This is a genomic window from Dysgonomonas sp. 521 (genome assembly GCF_010501055.1).
GTDB lineage: Bacteria > Bacteroidota > Bacteroidia > Bacteroidales > Dysgonomonadaceae > Dysgonomonas.
Genome location: NZ_QVMO01000008.1, coordinates 145,688 through 163,584 on the forward strand (window position 1 = coordinate 145,688; position 17,897 = coordinate 163,584).

10 protein-coding genes are annotated in these 17,897 nt (G+C 39.3%); 6 read left to right on the forward strand and 4 right to left on the reverse strand.

Features of this window, described 5'->3' with window-relative positions; translation table 11 throughout:
* Nucleotides 1-24: 24 nt before the first annotated feature.
* Nucleotides 25-1,197: an IS4 family transposase gene (locus D0T84_RS04630; protein ID WP_163306504.1), complete on the reverse strand. Its 1,173-nt coding sequence runs from the start codon at nucleotides 1,195-1,197 to the stop codon at nucleotides 25-27.
* A gap of 265 nt (nucleotides 1,198-1,462) precedes the next feature.
* Here D0T84_RS04630 and D0T84_RS04635 point away from each other — a divergent pair, with 265 nt between their 5' ends.
* The 3 genes from D0T84_RS04635 to D0T84_RS04645 all read left to right on the forward strand — a co-directional run bounded on the left by D0T84_RS04635 (nucleotide 1,463) and on the right by D0T84_RS04645 (nucleotide 9,358).
* Nucleotides 1,463-3,685 (forward strand): flotillin family protein, encoded by a 2,223-nt coding sequence (locus tag D0T84_RS04635; protein WP_163306506.1) that lies wholly within the window; start codon nucleotides 1,463-1,465, stop codon nucleotides 3,683-3,685.
* Between the two features lie 104 nt (nucleotides 3,686-3,789).
* Nucleotides 3,790-8,637 (forward strand): DNA repair ATPase, encoded by a 4,848-nt coding sequence (locus tag D0T84_RS04640; protein ID WP_163306508.1) that lies wholly within the window; start codon nucleotides 3,790-3,792, stop codon nucleotides 8,635-8,637.
* Nucleotides 8,638-8,740: 103 nt separating this feature from the next.
* Nucleotides 8,741-9,358, forward strand: coding sequence for a hypothetical protein (locus tag D0T84_RS04645; RefSeq protein WP_163306510.1), 618 nt, complete (start codon nucleotides 8,741-8,743; stop codon nucleotides 9,356-9,358).
* Here D0T84_RS04645 and D0T84_RS04650 read toward each other — a convergent pair.
* Both D0T84_RS04650 and D0T84_RS04655 read right to left on the reverse strand, forming a co-directional pair.
* Nucleotides 9,314-9,805, reverse strand: coding sequence for a DUF456 domain-containing protein (locus D0T84_RS04650; protein WP_185155690.1), 492 nt, complete (start codon nucleotides 9,803-9,805; stop codon nucleotides 9,314-9,316). The genes D0T84_RS04645 and D0T84_RS04650 overlap by 45 nt on opposite strands.
* A gap of 488 nt (nucleotides 9,806-10,293) precedes the next feature.
* Nucleotides 10,294-11,541 (reverse strand): leucine-rich repeat domain-containing protein, encoded by a 1,248-nt coding sequence (locus tag D0T84_RS04655; protein ID WP_163306514.1) that lies wholly within the window; start codon nucleotides 11,539-11,541, stop codon nucleotides 10,294-10,296.
* A 1,096-nt stretch (nucleotides 11,542-12,637) separates the two neighbouring features.
* Here D0T84_RS04655 and D0T84_RS04660 point away from each other — a divergent pair.
* The 3 genes from D0T84_RS04660 to D0T84_RS04670 all read left to right on the forward strand — a co-directional run bounded on the left by D0T84_RS04660 (nucleotide 12,638) and on the right by D0T84_RS04670 (nucleotide 17,125).
* Nucleotides 12,638-13,726: a phosphotransferase enzyme family protein gene (locus D0T84_RS04660; RefSeq protein ID WP_163306516.1), complete on the forward strand. Its 1,089-nt coding sequence runs from the start codon at nucleotides 12,638-12,640 to the stop codon at nucleotides 13,724-13,726.
* A gap of 229 nt (nucleotides 13,727-13,955) precedes the next feature.
* Entirely contained in the window at nucleotides 13,956-15,395 is a 1,440-nt protein-coding gene (locus D0T84_RS04665; protein ID WP_163306519.1) for a PDZ domain-containing protein, read from the forward strand.
* Between the two features lie 116 nt (nucleotides 15,396-15,511).
* Nucleotides 15,512-17,125 (forward strand): ABC-F family ATP-binding cassette domain-containing protein, encoded by a 1,614-nt coding sequence (locus D0T84_RS04670; RefSeq protein WP_163306521.1) that lies wholly within the window; start codon nucleotides 15,512-15,514, stop codon nucleotides 17,123-17,125.
* Between the two features lie 570 nt (nucleotides 17,126-17,695).
* Here the strand turns inward: D0T84_RS04670 and D0T84_RS22815 are convergent.
* Nucleotides 17,696-17,818 (reverse strand): hypothetical protein, encoded by a 123-nt coding sequence (locus D0T84_RS22815; protein ID WP_255495190.1) that lies wholly within the window; start codon nucleotides 17,816-17,818, stop codon nucleotides 17,696-17,698.
* Between the last annotated feature and the right edge of the window lie 79 nt (nucleotides 17,819-17,897).

Consider the following 17,897-nt stretch of genomic DNA (forward strand, 5'->3'; position numbering starts at 1 on the left):
TAATGAATTATCACTAGTGTCCGGTTATAAATCAAACAGTTTCAACTGTTTATCGTCACCAGGACTTATTGATTTGTAATTATTTTTTGTAAACAGTTCATCTATAGGCACTTTTTCAAAAAGAGTAAGACTGAAGATCTGTAATAAAGTGTAGAGCGAATGCTCCAAACCTAGTCTTTTCTTTGCGATAGCCACAAGCAGGTATGTGCAAACAGCTGTCCAGATCTGACAACATACCGCATTGTAGCTTGTGCCATAAAATGTTTTAATACGAAGGTGCTGCTTTATCCATTTGAAAAACAGCTCAACCTTCCAGCGTTCTTTGTATAACTGAGTTATAAGCAAGGCGTCTAACTCAAAGTTATTCGTCAGAAAGATGTAAGTGTTAGAAGTCTCTTCATCAATAAACTTTATCCTTCGGATTAACTGGGGATAATCTTTCTTTGAATAGTGACTTTTAAACCTTACAGATTGATCACATCTGAGCCCGGTAGATTTATCTACAGACCGGCTATATACTCTGATCATGGCTGTGTTACTTTTCGCCCGGGTAATAAAAAATGCCCCTTTTTGATCCATGTTATATAGCCTGTCCAAATCCAGATAGCCTCTATCCATTACATAGATAGCACCGGGTTCAATCGTGATATGGTCCAGTATGTTGACATCATGCACACTTCCGTCTGTTATCTCTATAAAAGTCGGAATAGAACCTCGCAGGTCTAACAATACGTGAGCCTTTACGGCTCCTTTGGCCTTGCGAAACCTGGCCCACGGAAACAAGGATAGGCATAAGTCTATTGTTGTACTATCCAAGGCGTAAGCCATATTGTCAACATCAAGCAAAAAATCATTGTCTGTTTTATACAGTTTTCGTGCTTCTATTATCAGCACTTGTGCGAAATCTGCATAAATCCGCCAATCGCGATTTTCATTAGCCTCTGCTAATGTAGATTTAGAAACCGCCCGTTTTATGCCGCTATGGTATAATTTATTGGATAGCGCTTTCAAGCAGGCTTCGATATCTCTCAAACTTTCTCTGTAGGTGAGCTGGGCAAAGCTCATTACATAGAAATGTTCGCGACAAGTAAAGGTTCTTACTTTGTAATTGCCTTTATATTTTGTTACACATTTATTAAACTCATAGTCCGGAAGAAATGACATCAATTGAGCAAACACGGTTTTTCCTACGTTCATACTTTTGCGCTTTTAACGCAAAGATGAGAAAATTCAAATCGAAAAATCAAAGAACGTGCTCACTCCCCTTTATCCATAAGGGTTTTAACGATGTCAATATTTTCTAAACCGGACACTAGTGATAATATTTAAAACTATAAAAGATGATATGTATATTAGTTGCCTGTATTATTGCACTGACAGTCAGTCTGTATGAATTGATAATTTTAACCTAGACGAGAACATATTATTAAATAAATTAACACTAATATAAAACTAAATTACTATGGAACAAATAATCATTATCATTGCAGGAGCCGTAATTTTTATCGGACTGGTAATTGTAGGCTTACTTGCATCATTTTACAAAAAGATTCCTCAGGGAAAAGCGATTGTGCGCACAGGTGTCGGAGGCTCACATGTCGCATTCAATAAGGGAATGTATGTTATTCCGGTATTCCACAAAATGGAAATTATGGATATCTCTCTGAAAAAGGTGCAGATAGAGCGAATGGAGCATGACGGATTGATATGTAAAGACAATATCCGTGCCGATATTAAGGTAGCCTTCTTCGTAAGGGTAAACAAGTCGGTAAACGATGTTATCAACGTAGCTCAATCTATTGGCTGCGAGCGTGCCAGCGACATCTCAACATTGAAGGATATCTTTGAAGCCAAATTTTCGGAAGCATTGAAAACTGTAGGTAAGAAGTTTGACTTTATCGAACTGTACGAAGCCCGCCGTGAATTCCGAGACGAGATTATTAATATCATCGGTACCGACCTCAATGGCTATGTACTCGACGACTGTGCCATCGACTATCTGGAACAGACAGAACTGAAATTCCTAAGCCCGGATAATATCCTCGACTCGGAAGGTATAAAGAAGATCACTGACCTGACAGCAGCACAGAATATCAAAGCCAATCTTATCCGCAGGGAAGAAGAGAAGGTGATTAAGAAACAAAACGTGGAAGCACGTGAGGCTATCCTTGAACTGGAAAGGCAATTGGCAGAAAAAGAAGAAAAGCAAAGACGAGAAATTGATAATGTAAAGGCGCGTGAAGAAGCCGAAATTCAGAAAGTACGCGAAGAAGAACGCCTGAAATCTGAAACCGTAAGAATCAGTACCGAAGAAAGTCTTGCTGTACAGGAAGAAAACAAGCTTCGCCAGATTATCATTGCTGAGAAGAATAAACAACGCACCGAGGCCGTTGAAGCAGAACGCGTAGAAAAAGACCGTTCGCTGGAACAAACAGAGCGCGAGCGTATTGTTACACTGGCCCAGATTGATAAAGAACGTGTAATTGAGATTGAAAAGAAAAATATTCAGGATGTAATCAAAGAGCGTGTACAACTGGAGAAAGGTGTTGTGGAAGAACAACAAAATATGAGAGATATTGAAGCTTTCAGAACTGTTGACCGTCAGAAACAGGTGGGTATAACTACAGCAGCACAGGAAGCAGAACAACGCTTAATAGAAACAGTAAAAGCTGCTGAGGCGAAAAAACTGGCTGCCGAACAGAAAGCAAAAGAGTTACTGATAGATGCAGAAGCACAAAAAGAAGCATCTGCCAAACAAGCAGAAGCCCGCAAGATATTAGCGGATGCCAAAGCTCGCGAAGATGCAACTTATGGACTGGCAGAAGCAGAAGTGATCAAAGCCAAAGCAGAAGCACTCGAATTGCAGGGAACTACAGAGGCTGTTGTTATTGAGAAGAAAGCCAAAGCAGAAGCCGTTGGTATCGAAGCCAAAGCAGAAGCTAAGAAGAAAGAAGGTCTTGTAGAGGCAGAAGTTACTAAAGAAAAAGCATTGGCATCGGCTACCGGAGAAGCCAGTATTATAGAAAAAACTTCGCTGGCAGAAGCCAAAGCAATAGAAGCTAAAGCTAAAGCGGAAGCAAGTGGTATCGAAGCTAAAGCAGATGCGAAGAAGAAAGAAGGATTGATGGAAGCCGAAGTGACCAAAGAAAAAGCATTGGCGGAAGCAACCGGAATAGAAGAAAAAGCTGCTGCAATGAAGAAACTCGACGGAGTGGGTAAAGAGCACGAAGAATTTAAACTCTCCCTACAGAAAGAGAAGGAGGTGGAACTGGCTCAAATCAGCATACAGAAAGACATTGCGGATGCACAGGCTCTTGTATTATCCGAAGCGCTTAAGAATGCTGACATCGACATCGTGGGCGGTGAAACAATGTTCTTCGACAATATCGTTAAACAGATATCCAATGCCAAAGGCTTTGACCGCTTAGTGAACGAAAGCGAAAACGCTACCCAGATTAAGAAAGCCCTCTTGGGAGACGGAAAGTCGGAAGGAGATTTATTGGAACGCATCAGGTACTATGCTAAGATGACCGGTATCTCTACCGAAGATGTGAAAAATCTGAGCATTGCCGCCCTAATCCTGAAAATGCAGGGACAAGTAACCAGCGATGAGGATAAAGGATTCCTGAGCAACTTGCTTAGCATGGCAAAATCGATGGGTATATCCAATAAGAAACTGAAATAAGTCAATTTAAAGATTCAATGATTTAAAGATAAATGACTTATAATTAGCAATTTTTAAATCATTGAACTTTAACCCTTAAACTTTAAACCCTAATCTTAACCAATATGCAAGATTTGGATAAAAATAAAACTGTTGAAACGTTGGAAGCCGGTACTTATGAAATCATAAGAAAACGCCTCCAGACCCAGAAAGATGTCCTCACCGACCGCCTTAATTCATTGAATGGGGCGAGAAAAGACGTCTTCACTTCAACAGACTTTTCCCTTATAGCAAACCAACGCATAAATACGGAGAACAATTGTGTCTCACGCGGTATCCTAGCACTGGGCAACCTGTGTATCTTCGGTTATAATGTCCATTTCGGATTGCGGTCGGATATACAGCTTAGCGATGTTTTCAGTATTTATCTGTTCGAAAATAATCAATTTACCCCTCAGACACTTGAACTGATAGAAGACCCCAACTTTATCACTGATTACAAAAACCTTTACAAATACTACAGGGACTCTATATTTTCCAAGTTCAGGAGAACGGAGAATTATCTCTATATGGTTTTCCAGACCAGCAAAAATATAGATGACCTCAAAGCCTTCAAGTGGTTGATAAAAGGGAATAAACTTATATATCAGGACGACAGAAGTATTCATGAGGTCGTAAAAGCACCACAACACGAATTCAAATGGATTAAAACCACATTGGAAGACCGTCGCCTGGGTGTTCATCCGCATGTGTCTATCCTCGATAAAGTGTTTATCGAAGCCATTGGCGGTGATATCACATTCAAGGTAGAAGACAATACAGATACAGGTAAAGGTATTTATTCCGAAAAGGTAGAAAACAAAGACCAGCAACTTGATGATGCAGAATACTATTATGCCGACCTTGGTAATCTTATTTTGGTGCGCATAAAACCTTATCAGGAAGATTATAGGACATTTGTATTTAATACCCGTACCAAAGAGGTACATAATATAAAGATGCTGAATGATGCCGGCATTTTGTTACCTGATAATCATGGTGTTATTTTCCCGAATGGATATTATTTGCAAAATGGTGAATATAAAATATTTGATAGCGAACTCAATAACCTTGAGTTTTTCCGCAAGGTAATTTCCCCCAATGGAGAAGACTTCCTGTATATATTCTACCAAAACGAGCGCAATACTTATGTGCTGATGTCGTACAACATCATCAGGCAACAGGTAGAGACTCCGATTATTTGCAATGGCCATACACTATTCCATGATGGAACATTGATATTCTTCCGTTCCGAACTGGAGGCTACACGCCACCATCAGGTACAGATATGGCAAACACCATATTCACACAGGCTGATAGAGAATTACGAGAAGCGTGACAATATTCTGTACAAGATAGGAAACAAGGATATTGTAAAGGCTATGGCCGAATGTCAGGATGTAATTTACCTGATTAATAAGGAAGATACCTACGAAGGCCTTTACGAAGATATTCTAAAGAAATCGAACGATATCATCGATGCCTACTTTTGGGTATCCGACCAGGCCACTTATCAACTATCGGAGCCTTTATCCCAGATTAAAGAAATTGCCAATACGGCGATTGATGAATTTGAAAAAGTAAAAGCTCAGAAAAAGCATTCTGCAGAATTATTAGAAGAGGCTACAAATAAGGTAGAAGCTCTTCTGTTTTCTATCAAGAATGCGAAATTCGATTCATTAGAAAAGTTAGTAAAACTTTTGGCTGATACCCGCAGGATGCAGGGAGAAGTCATTGAATTGAATAATCAGAAATATATTGATGCAGAGCAAATAAACGAGCTGAAAGAAACTCTGATTGCCACAGGCAACAAGCTTTCGGACAAGACTGTCGAATTCCTGTTGAGAGACGAAGCCCTGATTCCGTATGAAAATATGGTAACAGAGCAAAAACAGGAAGTAGAGAAAGTACAGAAAGTCATTGATGCCAATAAGATAGAGGACAACTGTAAACTGATTTCGTCAGAACTGGAATTGTTGATTGACATCCTCAATAGCCTGAAAATTGATGATACAACACAGACAACGAAGATTATTGAAAAAATCTCTTTGATTTTTGCATCACTGAACGAAGTAAGGGCATTGTTAAAGAAAAAGATCGATTCTCTGAAAAGCAAGGAAGCCTCTGCCGAGTTCAGGGCACAATTAACATTGCTGGAACAAAGTATTGTCAACTATCTGGAACTGGCGACCTCCCCTGAAAAAAGTGATGAATATTTTACAAAGGTAAGTGTTCAGATAGAAGAACTGGAAAGTAAGTTTGCTGACTTCGACGATTTTATTTTGGTCATATCTGATAAAAGAAATGAAGTTGTAAAAGTATTCGATAGCCGTAAGGCACAATTGATAGAGCAGATTAACAGGCGTACTTCCTCATTAGAGCAGATTGGGCTTCGTGTATTGAAGAATGTGGAGAATAAGGCGCAGTCATTCAAATCGAAAGAAGAGATACAGGCGTTTTATTCGGCAGACCTGATGGTAGACAAAGTGCGCAAGCTGGCTGACGATTTACGGGAGCTTGGAGATGTGTCGAAAGCTGAAAACCTTGAAAACAGCCTGAAAACATCGTTAGAGGATGCTTTGCGTATTCTGAAAGATAAGACGGAGTTGTTCGTTGACGGCGAGAATATTATAGCGCTCGGCAACCATAAATTTGCAGTCAACAAGCAGTCTATGGACTTAACGGTAGTCAGGCGCGAAGATAAGTTGCTTTATCACCTGACCGGGACGAACTTCTACCACGAACTGAGGGACGGTGATATTATCCGTTACCGTGATATCTGGGAGCAGGAGGTTGTCTCCGAAAACAGGAATGTTTACCGTGCGGAGTATCTGGCTTATCAGGCATTTGAAGAAAGTTTGAAAAACAAAAATTTCAATATTCAGGAATTTATTTCCCGGAAAGTAGATCAAAGTTACTCGGAGTCTTATCTGAAAGGTGTGCATGATTTTGATGCGATCAAGATTTACGAAAGTTTGGTTGCTATACATACACAACTCGGACTCTTGTCATTCCGCCCTCAGGAGCGTGTTGCGGCACAATTGTTCTGGCACAGTGTAGATAAAGAAGACAAAAAGCTGCTGAACGGGCTCATTGTTTCAGCAAATAATGTATTGAAAGCATTTCCGGCTTCTAAAAACTATCAGTATGTGCTCAAGCAGATACAGGAAATGTTTGAAAAATGGAATACCCGTTTCCACTTCTCAAGTATGCAGCCGGAACAAATTGCTATGTACCTGTTTTGTGAATTTGCCGAGAATCCGGAGTTTACTATCAGTGAACAATCGGTAGAACTGGAAAAGGAGTTTAAAGCTTATCTGAAAAAACAGAAGTTAGCCGACAGCTTCAATACCGATTTGGCAGAGGAATCGTTCAGCATGGTGGAACGTTTCTATCTGGTACGCAACTGGCTGGAATCGTTCATCGACTTATCCGATAAATATACTAAGTATAAAAAATATGTCGGCGAAACTTCGTGTATGTTACTGCTGCATGACCATAAATTTGAAATGAGGTCTAGCTCCGATATCATAGAGATTACCGACCTGAGGGGAAGTCATTCGGTTATTGTAAACAATGTGTATGAGATAGATTATCATGAATTTATTCAGAAACTGGCATGCTTTGCAAACGAAAGTGTTCCTACATTCAATGAATTTACAAAACTGAAAGAAGAACTGATACAATCATTCAAGAAATCATTGAAAATAAATGAACTGAAGCCTCGTGTGCTAACATCGTTTGTCCGCAATAAACTGATAAATGAGACTTATCTGCCACTGATAGGAGCCAATCTGGCAAAACAACTTGGTGTTGCCGGAGATAACAAACGCACCGCGCGTATGGGTATGCTTTTGCTAATCTCGCCTCCGGGATATGGAAAGACTACATTGATGGAATATCTGGCAAATATTATGGGACTGAATTTTGTGAAGATAAACGGGCCTACCATTGGACATTCCATTACTTCTATCGACCCGGCAGAAGCCAAAACATCCGGTGCGCGGGAAGAATTGAAGAAGATAAACCTGTCTTTCGAAATGGCTGACAATGTAATGTTATATCTTGACGATATTCAGCATTGTAGTTCAGAGTTCTTGCAGAAATTTATATCTCTGGCAGACGGACAGCGTAAGATGGATGGTATCTTCGAAGGTGAAAGTAAAACCTATGACCTGCGCGGAAAACGCTTCTGTGTAATAATGGCCGGAAATCCTTATACCGAGAGCGGAGAGAAATTCCAGATACCCGATATGTTGGCCAACCGTGCCGATGTATACAATCTGGGAGATGTGATTGGTGGTTCGGATACTTTGTTTAAACTGAGTTTGCTGGAAAATGCAATCGTAGAAAATCCTTATCTGCAAAAGGTAGCGAGTAAAAGCTTTACGGATTTTTACAATCTGGTAGATTATATAGAGTCGAAAAGTGAAATGATGCCCGACCTCGAAGGCAACCATACCCAGCAGGACGTGGACGATTTTATTGCAGTGGTTAAGAATAGCTTGTCGGTCAGGGACGTGGTACTCAAAGTCAATCAGAATTATATACTGAGTGCGGCTATGCAAGACGCATACCGGGTAGAACCTCCATTCAAACTGCAAGGCTCTTACAGGGATATGAACAAGCTGGTGAGCCAGATAGTACCACTGATGAACAAACAGGAGATTAGCGAACTGATTCTCACACATTACGAAAGCGAATCGCAGACCCTGACGTCTGATAGCGAGGCAAATATCCTGAAACTGAAAGAGATTGCCAATCTATTGACGGCTGATGAGCATATCCGCTGGGAGCATATCAAGGATATCTTCAATAAGAACAATAAGTTTGCAGGTATCGACCAGAGCAACCAGACGGGACAGGTACTAGCTCAACTGGCAGAATTCAACAATAATCTGGAAGGTATAAAGAAAGCGATAACGAAAAAATAGTTTAGGGAGTGAATCAGGTGAAGAGTGTAGTTTTTTTAATCTACACTCTTTTGTTTGATGTATGTATCTCAAATAAATTATCTTTACATGCTAATAACATAATATGATGAAGCATCTATTGTTGTTTGTATGTGTCCTGTTTTTCTTTTCATGCAGTTCGGATGATGCCGAGTTTGTGAATGTAAGTTCCACAGCAGAAAAGTGGGTGCAGGATAATATTCTGCCTTGTTATAAGAAAGCCGCGATCAAGTATGATGTCCCCACCAATCAGTCACTAAGGCTGGCACTGAAAAATGACTGTTATGTCAAACAAAAATTTGAAGGGAATTTAGCTTTGGAGTATAAAGCTCGTTATAATCAGAGGACACTGGATTTATGGCAAAACTATTATATTATAGGAAGCGAAATAAAGAATTTAACGTCAACCAACGATGCTATGGTGACCAATTTGTCTCGTCTAGCTTATATCAGGAACCAGAATATTGCTTTATCTATATGTTCTGATAAAGCCCTCAAAAGAGTTCAGGAAATAAGACCTTCTTTATTTTATATCTATCGTGTATATATCAGTCTGGATAAGAATGATTATAATAGTATAGAATATAGTGAGATAGCCATTGATATTATACTGGATAATGAGATGAATATTCTGAATTCTGAGGCGGATTTGCCCCGTTCAACTGAAAATGTACCTGTAGACCTCCCTGAAAAAGAAGAATGATAAAGTTATTGATACTACCAGTTTCATAACAATCCCCGTAAGGAAACCGACAAATGCCCCGAATCCGGCCTTTAATGCTACATTGAACTCTTTATTGTCGAGTAATTCTCCTAATATGGCACACACCAGCGGCATAAATATAATACCCCAAGGAGGAAAAACGAACATTCCGGCGATAACGCCTATGCCTGCGCCCCATGCGCCGTAAGAACCTCCTCCCAGCTTTTTTGTACCCCAGACCGGGATATAGTAATCCAGTATCTGAACCACAATGACCACAATACCCCATACTACCAGAAACTGTGTGGAAAAGTCCGTTTTGGACGTAAACTGCAATAATACAATGGCCAGATAGTTAAGCGGAACCCCTGGTAATGCAGGGATTATACAACCTAAAATGCCGGCAATGATAAGAATAGTACCGATTACGATAAGGATTATGTCCAGAGTCATTTGTTATTTTATATATGATCCAGTAACTTTTTTTAAGTTCATCTGAATACAAATATATATCATTCAATGAAGTTATATCGAGTCTTATCACTTTTTTATTTTCATCAAAAGACAAAAACAATGTTTTCTGTAGAATTTATTTTTGATAAAGATTAGGGAAATATCAGTTGTATTTTACAGAATAGTATTTAAGGTTAACATTGCAAGTTTATAAATTATGCGAATCAAGGGTTAAATGTGCTATTTTTTGTCCCTTTAGGGACTGAATGTTGGTAGAAAGAAGCTTTAACCGGTTAATTGCGTGCCGTCAGGTACGCAATATCTACAGAACAATTCACATTTTGTACCTGACGGCACAAAAAAAACGAATTTCATTCATGCTTCTACCAATATGATGTGCCTAACGGCACATTTAACCCTTGATTGGCATAAATTATACTGATAATAAATTTTATATGACTTTTTACTGAGATAGTTTCACTTTATTTGATCTCTAAACGCTCCCATTTATCTACCTGAGGCAATATTACGGATGACTCATCCAGTTTATTCTTGCTACAATCCAGTTCTTTTAACTTCGTATTCTTACTCAGGTCTAAAGATATCAGTTTATTACTCCAGCAAATCAGCCTATCTAATTCTGTATTTTTTGATACATCCAGTACTTCAATATTATTAAGCCAGCATGATAAACTACTCAATGCTGTATTGTAAGATACATCCAAGGATGACAAATTACACTTGCTGCAATACAATGATTTCAGTTTCCTGTTGTTCGATACATTGATGCTGTCCAGTATACTCTCTGAACAGTCCAGTATTTTCAGTTCCGTAAATGCTGTGATGTCTAATGCTGTCAGTTGGTTTTTCTGACAATATACTGTTTCCAGCTTGGCACACTTGGATAATTTTATTACATTCAATTGGTTTTCACTGCAATTCAATTGTTTTATCTTGCGATTACGAGTGAGATCCAATGTTGAAAGCCGATTCCTCTCACATTCTAGTTTTGTTAATTTTTCATTTTTTGATACATCCAGTACATAGAGTTGATTTTTTCCGCAACTGATTTGTTTTAGATTACGGTTTGAAGTGACATCCAGTGTTGATAGTATATTTCGGCTGCAACATAATGTTGTCAGTTTCTTATTCTCCGATACGTTTATATGTTTTAGCAGGTTACCATCACAATATAGTCCTCCCAGTTGCGACAGGTGATTGATATCCAGTTGTGTAAGTTTGTTCCATGAACAAAATAGAATTTGTAGGCCGGTATTATGCAAAACATTTAGGGATGTAAGTCCATTTGCGAAACAGAGCAATGTTTTAAGTTTCTTATTTTGCGAAATATCGAGTTCTGTCAATTCATTTCTGGAACATTCCAATACTTCCAGATTCTGATTGGCTGATATATCAAGGCTTACTAATTTACTCTCATTGCAGATAAATTCTACTATATCTGTGGACGATGCATATATTTTTAAGGTATTGCCCCGTACGGTATCAGCTATTATCGTGGAATCATCCTTATCTTCTGCTACTTTTTCTATCAACTTACCATCTCCGTAATCGATTGTTATTTTTGTATCTTTTTTTGCAGTGGCTACCTTCATATTAATGACTTCCCCCTGCTCCAGATTGGTAGATAAGGTTATCGCTACAGGTTGTATCTGAGCCTGAACAACAGGGAGGAATAATAGTAAGAAACCGGACAGGATAATATTTCTCATCGTTTTTCTAAGCTTGTGAAGTAAATTGTGATAAAGATAACAAAAAAGGATAATTTTTTTATTGCTATATAAGTAACTGTTAGGAAATTTCACGAATTCTTTTTCATAAGAGAAAGGTTAAGAGTTCTTCGTTCATTTTTAGCTTGTTTTCGGCTAATTTTCTCTTTCACTCAGCTCAAGTAGCCCGCTACTATCGCTTCGTGGAAATAAAAATTATCTCAAAAACAATTCTAAAAATCAGAACGAGAAATTTCCTAACAGTTACTAAGAGCCTGTTTAAATTTTAGCGAAAATTTTTATTACAGGTTCTGGTCAATAGTTCTTAGCAATTTTTTTAGGCTCTTTTTAGCGTATTTTTGGCTCCGCCGATTTTCAATTCCCTTTTTACTCTTGGTTTAGCCCGCTAATTAGCTCCGCTGACCGTTGGTTCGGCTAGCAAAAATGATAAAATACATCTAAAAATAGCTATAAAAAAGATTTGCTATAAAATTTAAACAGACTATAATAATTAGAGACTATAATTACTTATAGTCTCTAACTCCATCAATACTCTGCTTTTGACTCCTTATCTTATCGAAAAATTCAAATGATTTTTCTAAGTCTTGTCTTCAAATTACTTAAAAAAGGCTTGGTCTTTTAAGTATGTCTTCCTCTTCTATCTTTAAACTTGTTATTTGTATAGATAAACATCATAGAGACAAAAAAGTTTTTATAAAATCATTTTATTTCGGCGGATTTAATGTTTAGCATCCTGTAAACACATGCATTACAATCAATTAAATAGAAATACAGCATTATCAGATACCACTAGTCTTCGATATAGGCCTGGTAAAAAAAGGATTGTATAAGTGACTTTTACGTTCGTCATTTTTCAGTTAAAATAAAGAGTTAATATTTGTTTTTTTGTGTTGTGATTGATCCCTTATTCCTAATACTATTGTAGTATATAAATCATCTTTTAACCAATCCTTTATGACAGCTTTTGTTCAACCAAAATATATAAAACCGGAAAGAATTAGCTACTTTTGTATACTTACAGATAACCCAACCATATCTTGCCTCTTACATAATCTTATAATTAACCATATAAAACAACATGAAAGAAACACTATCTAAAATCGGAAATGTATTCACTTTCGAAGGAACGATCAAAGAAATCCGCCCATTAGGAGAAGGGCTTATCAATGACACTTTCTTTGTAGAAACAGAAGGTAACAGCCCGAATTACATCCTGCAACGGAAGAACAAGAAAATCTTTCAGGACATACCCGCTATGATGGATAATATCTATAAGGTAACCACACATTTAAAGAAGAAAATTATAGAACAAGGTGGCGACCCGCTTCGTGAAGCGCTCACTGTTACGCTTACAGCCGACGGAAAGCCGTATTATAAAGATGCCGAAAACGAGTATTGGGCTGCTTGCCTGTTTATAGAAGATACAATCACATACCAGTATGCCGATTCTCCCCAACTGGCTGCACAGGGAGGCAAAGGTATCGGCAAATTTCAGGCTATGCTGGCTGATATGAAAAATCCGCTGGCCGATATACTACCCGGATTCCACAATATGCGTTTCCGCTTCCGTCAATGGGACGAAGTATTGGCAAAAGACCCGGTGGGCAGGAAGTCGCAGGTACAGGAAGAAATAAGCTGGATAGAGAGCCGCAGGAAAGAAATGCTGGACTTCTGGGCAAAAGCAGAAAATGGCGAAATACCTACGCGTGTAACCCACAACGACACCAAGATAAGTAACATACTTTTCGACAAAACGGGAAATGTACTCTGTGTCATCGATTTAGACACAGTTCTCAGCAGTATTTGCCTCAACGATTACGGCGATGCTATCCGCTCTTACGCCAATGCCGGCAAGGAGGACGATGAGAACCTTGACAAGGTGTATATTAAGATGGACATTTTTGAAGGATATACAAAGGGATACCTGTCCGAAACCAAGGTATTCCTTACTCCGGCAGAGATAGAGAATCTGGCATTCTCCGCCAAATATATCACATTTGAGCAGGTACTCCGTTTCCTTATGGACTACATTGACGGGGATAATTACTATAAGGTAAAGGATGAGACACACAACCTCGTACGTACCCGTGCGCAGTACAAGCTACTGCGATCGATGGAAGACAACTACGGGCAAATGTGCGCCATAGTGGAAAAACTGGCCAAATAAGAGCCTGTTTAAATTTTAGCGAAATGAGGGTATGCCAAAAGTCAAAAAAGTGTTTGTCGTTGCGGGCCTGACCTGCAATTCCCTCATATCCAAAGCTAGTTTTTGGGGGATTCCGAGTCAAGCACGGAATGACAGGCTTTTGATATGCTCTCTTTTTTCCGTGATATAGAGCACACATTTAATCTAATAATCCTATATTTGTGCTCTAATTTTCAATTGAGAACTCATAATGAACAAAATACTACATATTATTCTGTTTTTATCTATAATAACGTTCGGAGCCAAAGCTCAGAGCAGCTATGAGAAGAACTGCTACTACGGGATAACATTCGAAAATAGTAAAAATCCCAACTGGGGATATGGCGAACTGGTTATTACAGGTGTAGAGCCCAACTCCCCTGCCGAAAAGTCTGGCATAAAGATTGATGATATAATAATGGAAATCAATGGGCAGGCAACATACCTGCGGGATAACCAGACTATAGCCAACTGGCTGTTTGACAACAAGTACGACCCTGAGGTTAAGTTTACGATCCGTAATATGAATACCTACTTCAAGGAATATCCGCTGATCCGTAACTGTATAGCTGTAAATTCAGTCAGCGAGAAACAGCTCTCGGAGGTATACTCTTTTTATAGTCTGGAAAATACTAACCAACAGACATTTACCTTACCATTGTATGTAGAATCCAATCCGGAGGTTGATTTTACGGACTACCATACTTTCGACTTTTATGATGCCGGCAAAAATGTGCCTGCCATAGACAAGCAGATCACAGCCTTATTAGAAAAGGAACTTCAGGCTAAAGGATTGGAGCGTAATACTACCAATCCCGACATCATAGTACAGGCATACTACAGTTATTCGCCTAACGGCAGGTATACAGGCTTGAACGACGCTAATTATGCCCCTACATCGTTACGGTTTGATTGCGAAAAGAGGCGACTGGTATCCCTACCCATCTTTAACTCTAAAGACCCTAAGATAGAATCGGCGGCACAATATGTCGTAGAATACGGATTCAGTTTCTATGACCGTAAATATATTGACAGCACCAAGCTGACTCAGATATGGGATTGTAATATAAAAGATTACCTCTCGGCTCAATATTCATTGAGTGACTATGTAAAATTTCATACTCCACTGATGCTAAAGCAATTTCCTTATTCCGGCAACAGAACCGAAGCACAGTATATCGTGGAAGTAAACAAATATAACTATACCGGACTGTACTTTGACGCCGATGACCTCGGACATATCAAAGATATGGATCTCAACTCTCCTGCTTACATTGCAGGCCTTCGTCCGGGCTATATCATACAAAAGGTAAACAATAAGAAGTTTGAACGGAACAAAGACTATCTGTCCGCAGGCTATAAGCGATTTATTGATAACACTATGGTTTTCAGGAATCAGGATACCCGTTTCACGAATGCGGAAGGTTATCCCGATTGTATGTTCTGGAGCGTAGGATACTATTCAGATATTGCAAAAGAGTTTACTAAATCAGACTATCTTACCCAGTTTGCTTACTTGTACAACTTTGAGAAATACATAAACAGCAAAGGCGACAACAGGATCACAATAGAAGCCTGGGACGGCGTACAAAAGCGAATCTTCCAGGTTACTCCCCAAATAAGGCAATCTGTAACTATCAGGACATTTTAAGGCTAAGAACAGGCAGGTACGCTTTGATTATCAGCCAATAATTTGTACCTTTGTGCCCGCATTCGGATAATGGGATATTATCCTGTATTTCTATAATTTGTAACTAATAAACAATAATGATAACAGTTTCTAATTTAGGGATTCAATTCGGCAAACGTGTTTTGTTTCAGGATGTGAATCTTAAGTTTACAAGTGGCAATTGCTATGGTATAATCGGAGCTAACGGCGCCGGAAAATCAACCCTATTAAAGATACTTAGCGGGGAAAAGGACGCTACAAGCGGTAGCTTTTCGTTAGGTCCCGGCGAGCGCCTTTCTGTATTAGCACAGGATCACTTCGCCTTCGACGACCAGACTGTAATGAATACAGTATTGCAGGGGCATAGCGTTCTGTGGGCTATAATGCAGGAAAAAGACGCCCTGTATGCCAAGGAAGACTTTTCGGACGAAGACGGTATCAAAGCATCGGAACTGGAAGAGAAGTTTGCCGAACTGGAAGGATGGAATGCCGAAAATGACGCGGCAATGCTCCTTAGCGGCCTTGGAGTAAGCGAGGATACGCATTACCAGATGATGGGGGACATGAGCGGTAAACAGAAAGTACGCATCTTATTAGCCCGCGCCTTGTTTGGAAATCCCGACAACTTATTATTGGATGAGCCTACCAATGACCTCGACATAGAAACTGTAATGTGGCTTGAGAATTATCTGGCTAACGCGGAAAATACGATTCTGATCGTATCGCACGACCGCCACTTTCTGGACTCGGTATGTACACACACTGTCGATATAGACTTTGGAAAAGTAACCCTGTTTGCAGGAAACTACAGTTTCTGGTACGAATCGAGCCAGTTAGCACTACGCCAACAACAGCAACAGAACAAAAAAGCAGAGGAAAAAAAGAAGGAACTGGAAGAATTCATACGGCGGTTTAGCGCCAATGTGGCTAAATCGAAGCAGACTACCAGCCGTAAAAAGATGATAGAGAAGCTGAATATCGAAGAAATAAAACCTTCCTCCCGTAAATATCCGGGTATCATATTTTCTCCCGACCGCGAGCCCGGGAACAAGATACTCGAAGTAAACGGCCTCAGCAAAACAGTAGAAGGCAAGGTTCTGTTTGATAACGTTAGCTTCAATGTAGAGAAAGACGATAAAATCGTATTCTTATCTAAAGACCCACGCGCTATGACAGCCTTCTTTGAAATCATAAACGACTATGTAAAGGCTGATGCAGGCACATTCAGCTGGGGACAAACAATTACACCGGCCTACCTGCCTTTGGATAATAGTGACTACTTCAAGGAAGACCTTAACCTGATTGACTGGTTGTCGCAGTTCTCTGACGATACCAGTGAAATATATATTAAAGGCTTTCTGGGGAGAATGCTCTTCTCGGGAGAAGAAGTACTCAAAAACACGAAGGTTTTGTCGGGAGGCGAAAAGATGCGTTGTATGATCGCGCGCATGATGCTTAAAAGTGCTAACTGCCTGGTACTGGACTCGCCAACTAACCATCTCGACCTGGAATCGATACAGGCATTCAATAATACGCTGATACAATTTAAAGGAAATGTGTTAATGGCATCACACGACCATGAGTTTATCCAGACCGTATGTAACCGTGTTATAGAATTGACTCCGAAAGGAACCATTGATAAAATCATGGATTATGATGACTATATCACATCGGATGAGATAAAAGCGCTACGCGAAAAAATGTACAGCTAACCTAAGCTGACCAATATAAAGAAAGGCAGAATCTGAAACAAGATATCTGCCTTTTTGCATTATGGATAATGCCCAATATTCAAATCGAATATACCCTGAAACGTATGTCTACAGCAAAAAGCACAAGCTACGTGTAAATTTAACATAATAAGTGTAGCTGGTAATAAATATTTAGCTATATTTGTATGTGCAAGCTACGTGTATTTTAAACACAATTGTAATCCATATATACACAAAAAATAATATAAATTTCCTGTACAAAGAAATATCAGAAAGGAGTTATCTAAGGGTGTTCTGGGCATTTGTAACCTTCAGTAACCGCGTAAGTCTCCTTACTTATTACCGACCTTACAGATTTAAACTTCTGCTTGCGAAAGTGGATTTTGGATAACACGGTTATTGGGTATAACTCCTTTCGATATTATTACTACCCCGCAGAATTATTATCAACAGAAAAGTCACAATACACATAAGGCCTGTTACTATCTGTTATACTACTCTTACAGGGCGAAATCCAGATGACTTGAAAAATAGTTATAAAAAAGATTTGCTATAAAATTTAAACAGGCTCTAAACTATCTGTAATGAACTGCGGCCATAAAAAAAGGCATTCTTTTCGAACGATAGCAGCGATGCCTGTGGTGCTATTTCGTGGGTTGAAAACTTCAATCCATCCCGGGATAGTGTTCTCATAAGCCTGCCCTGATATAGAGGCAGCACTATCAACGATAGAAGGAAACCGGGTAAGCCTGTGGGCACAGGAATAAGGTTT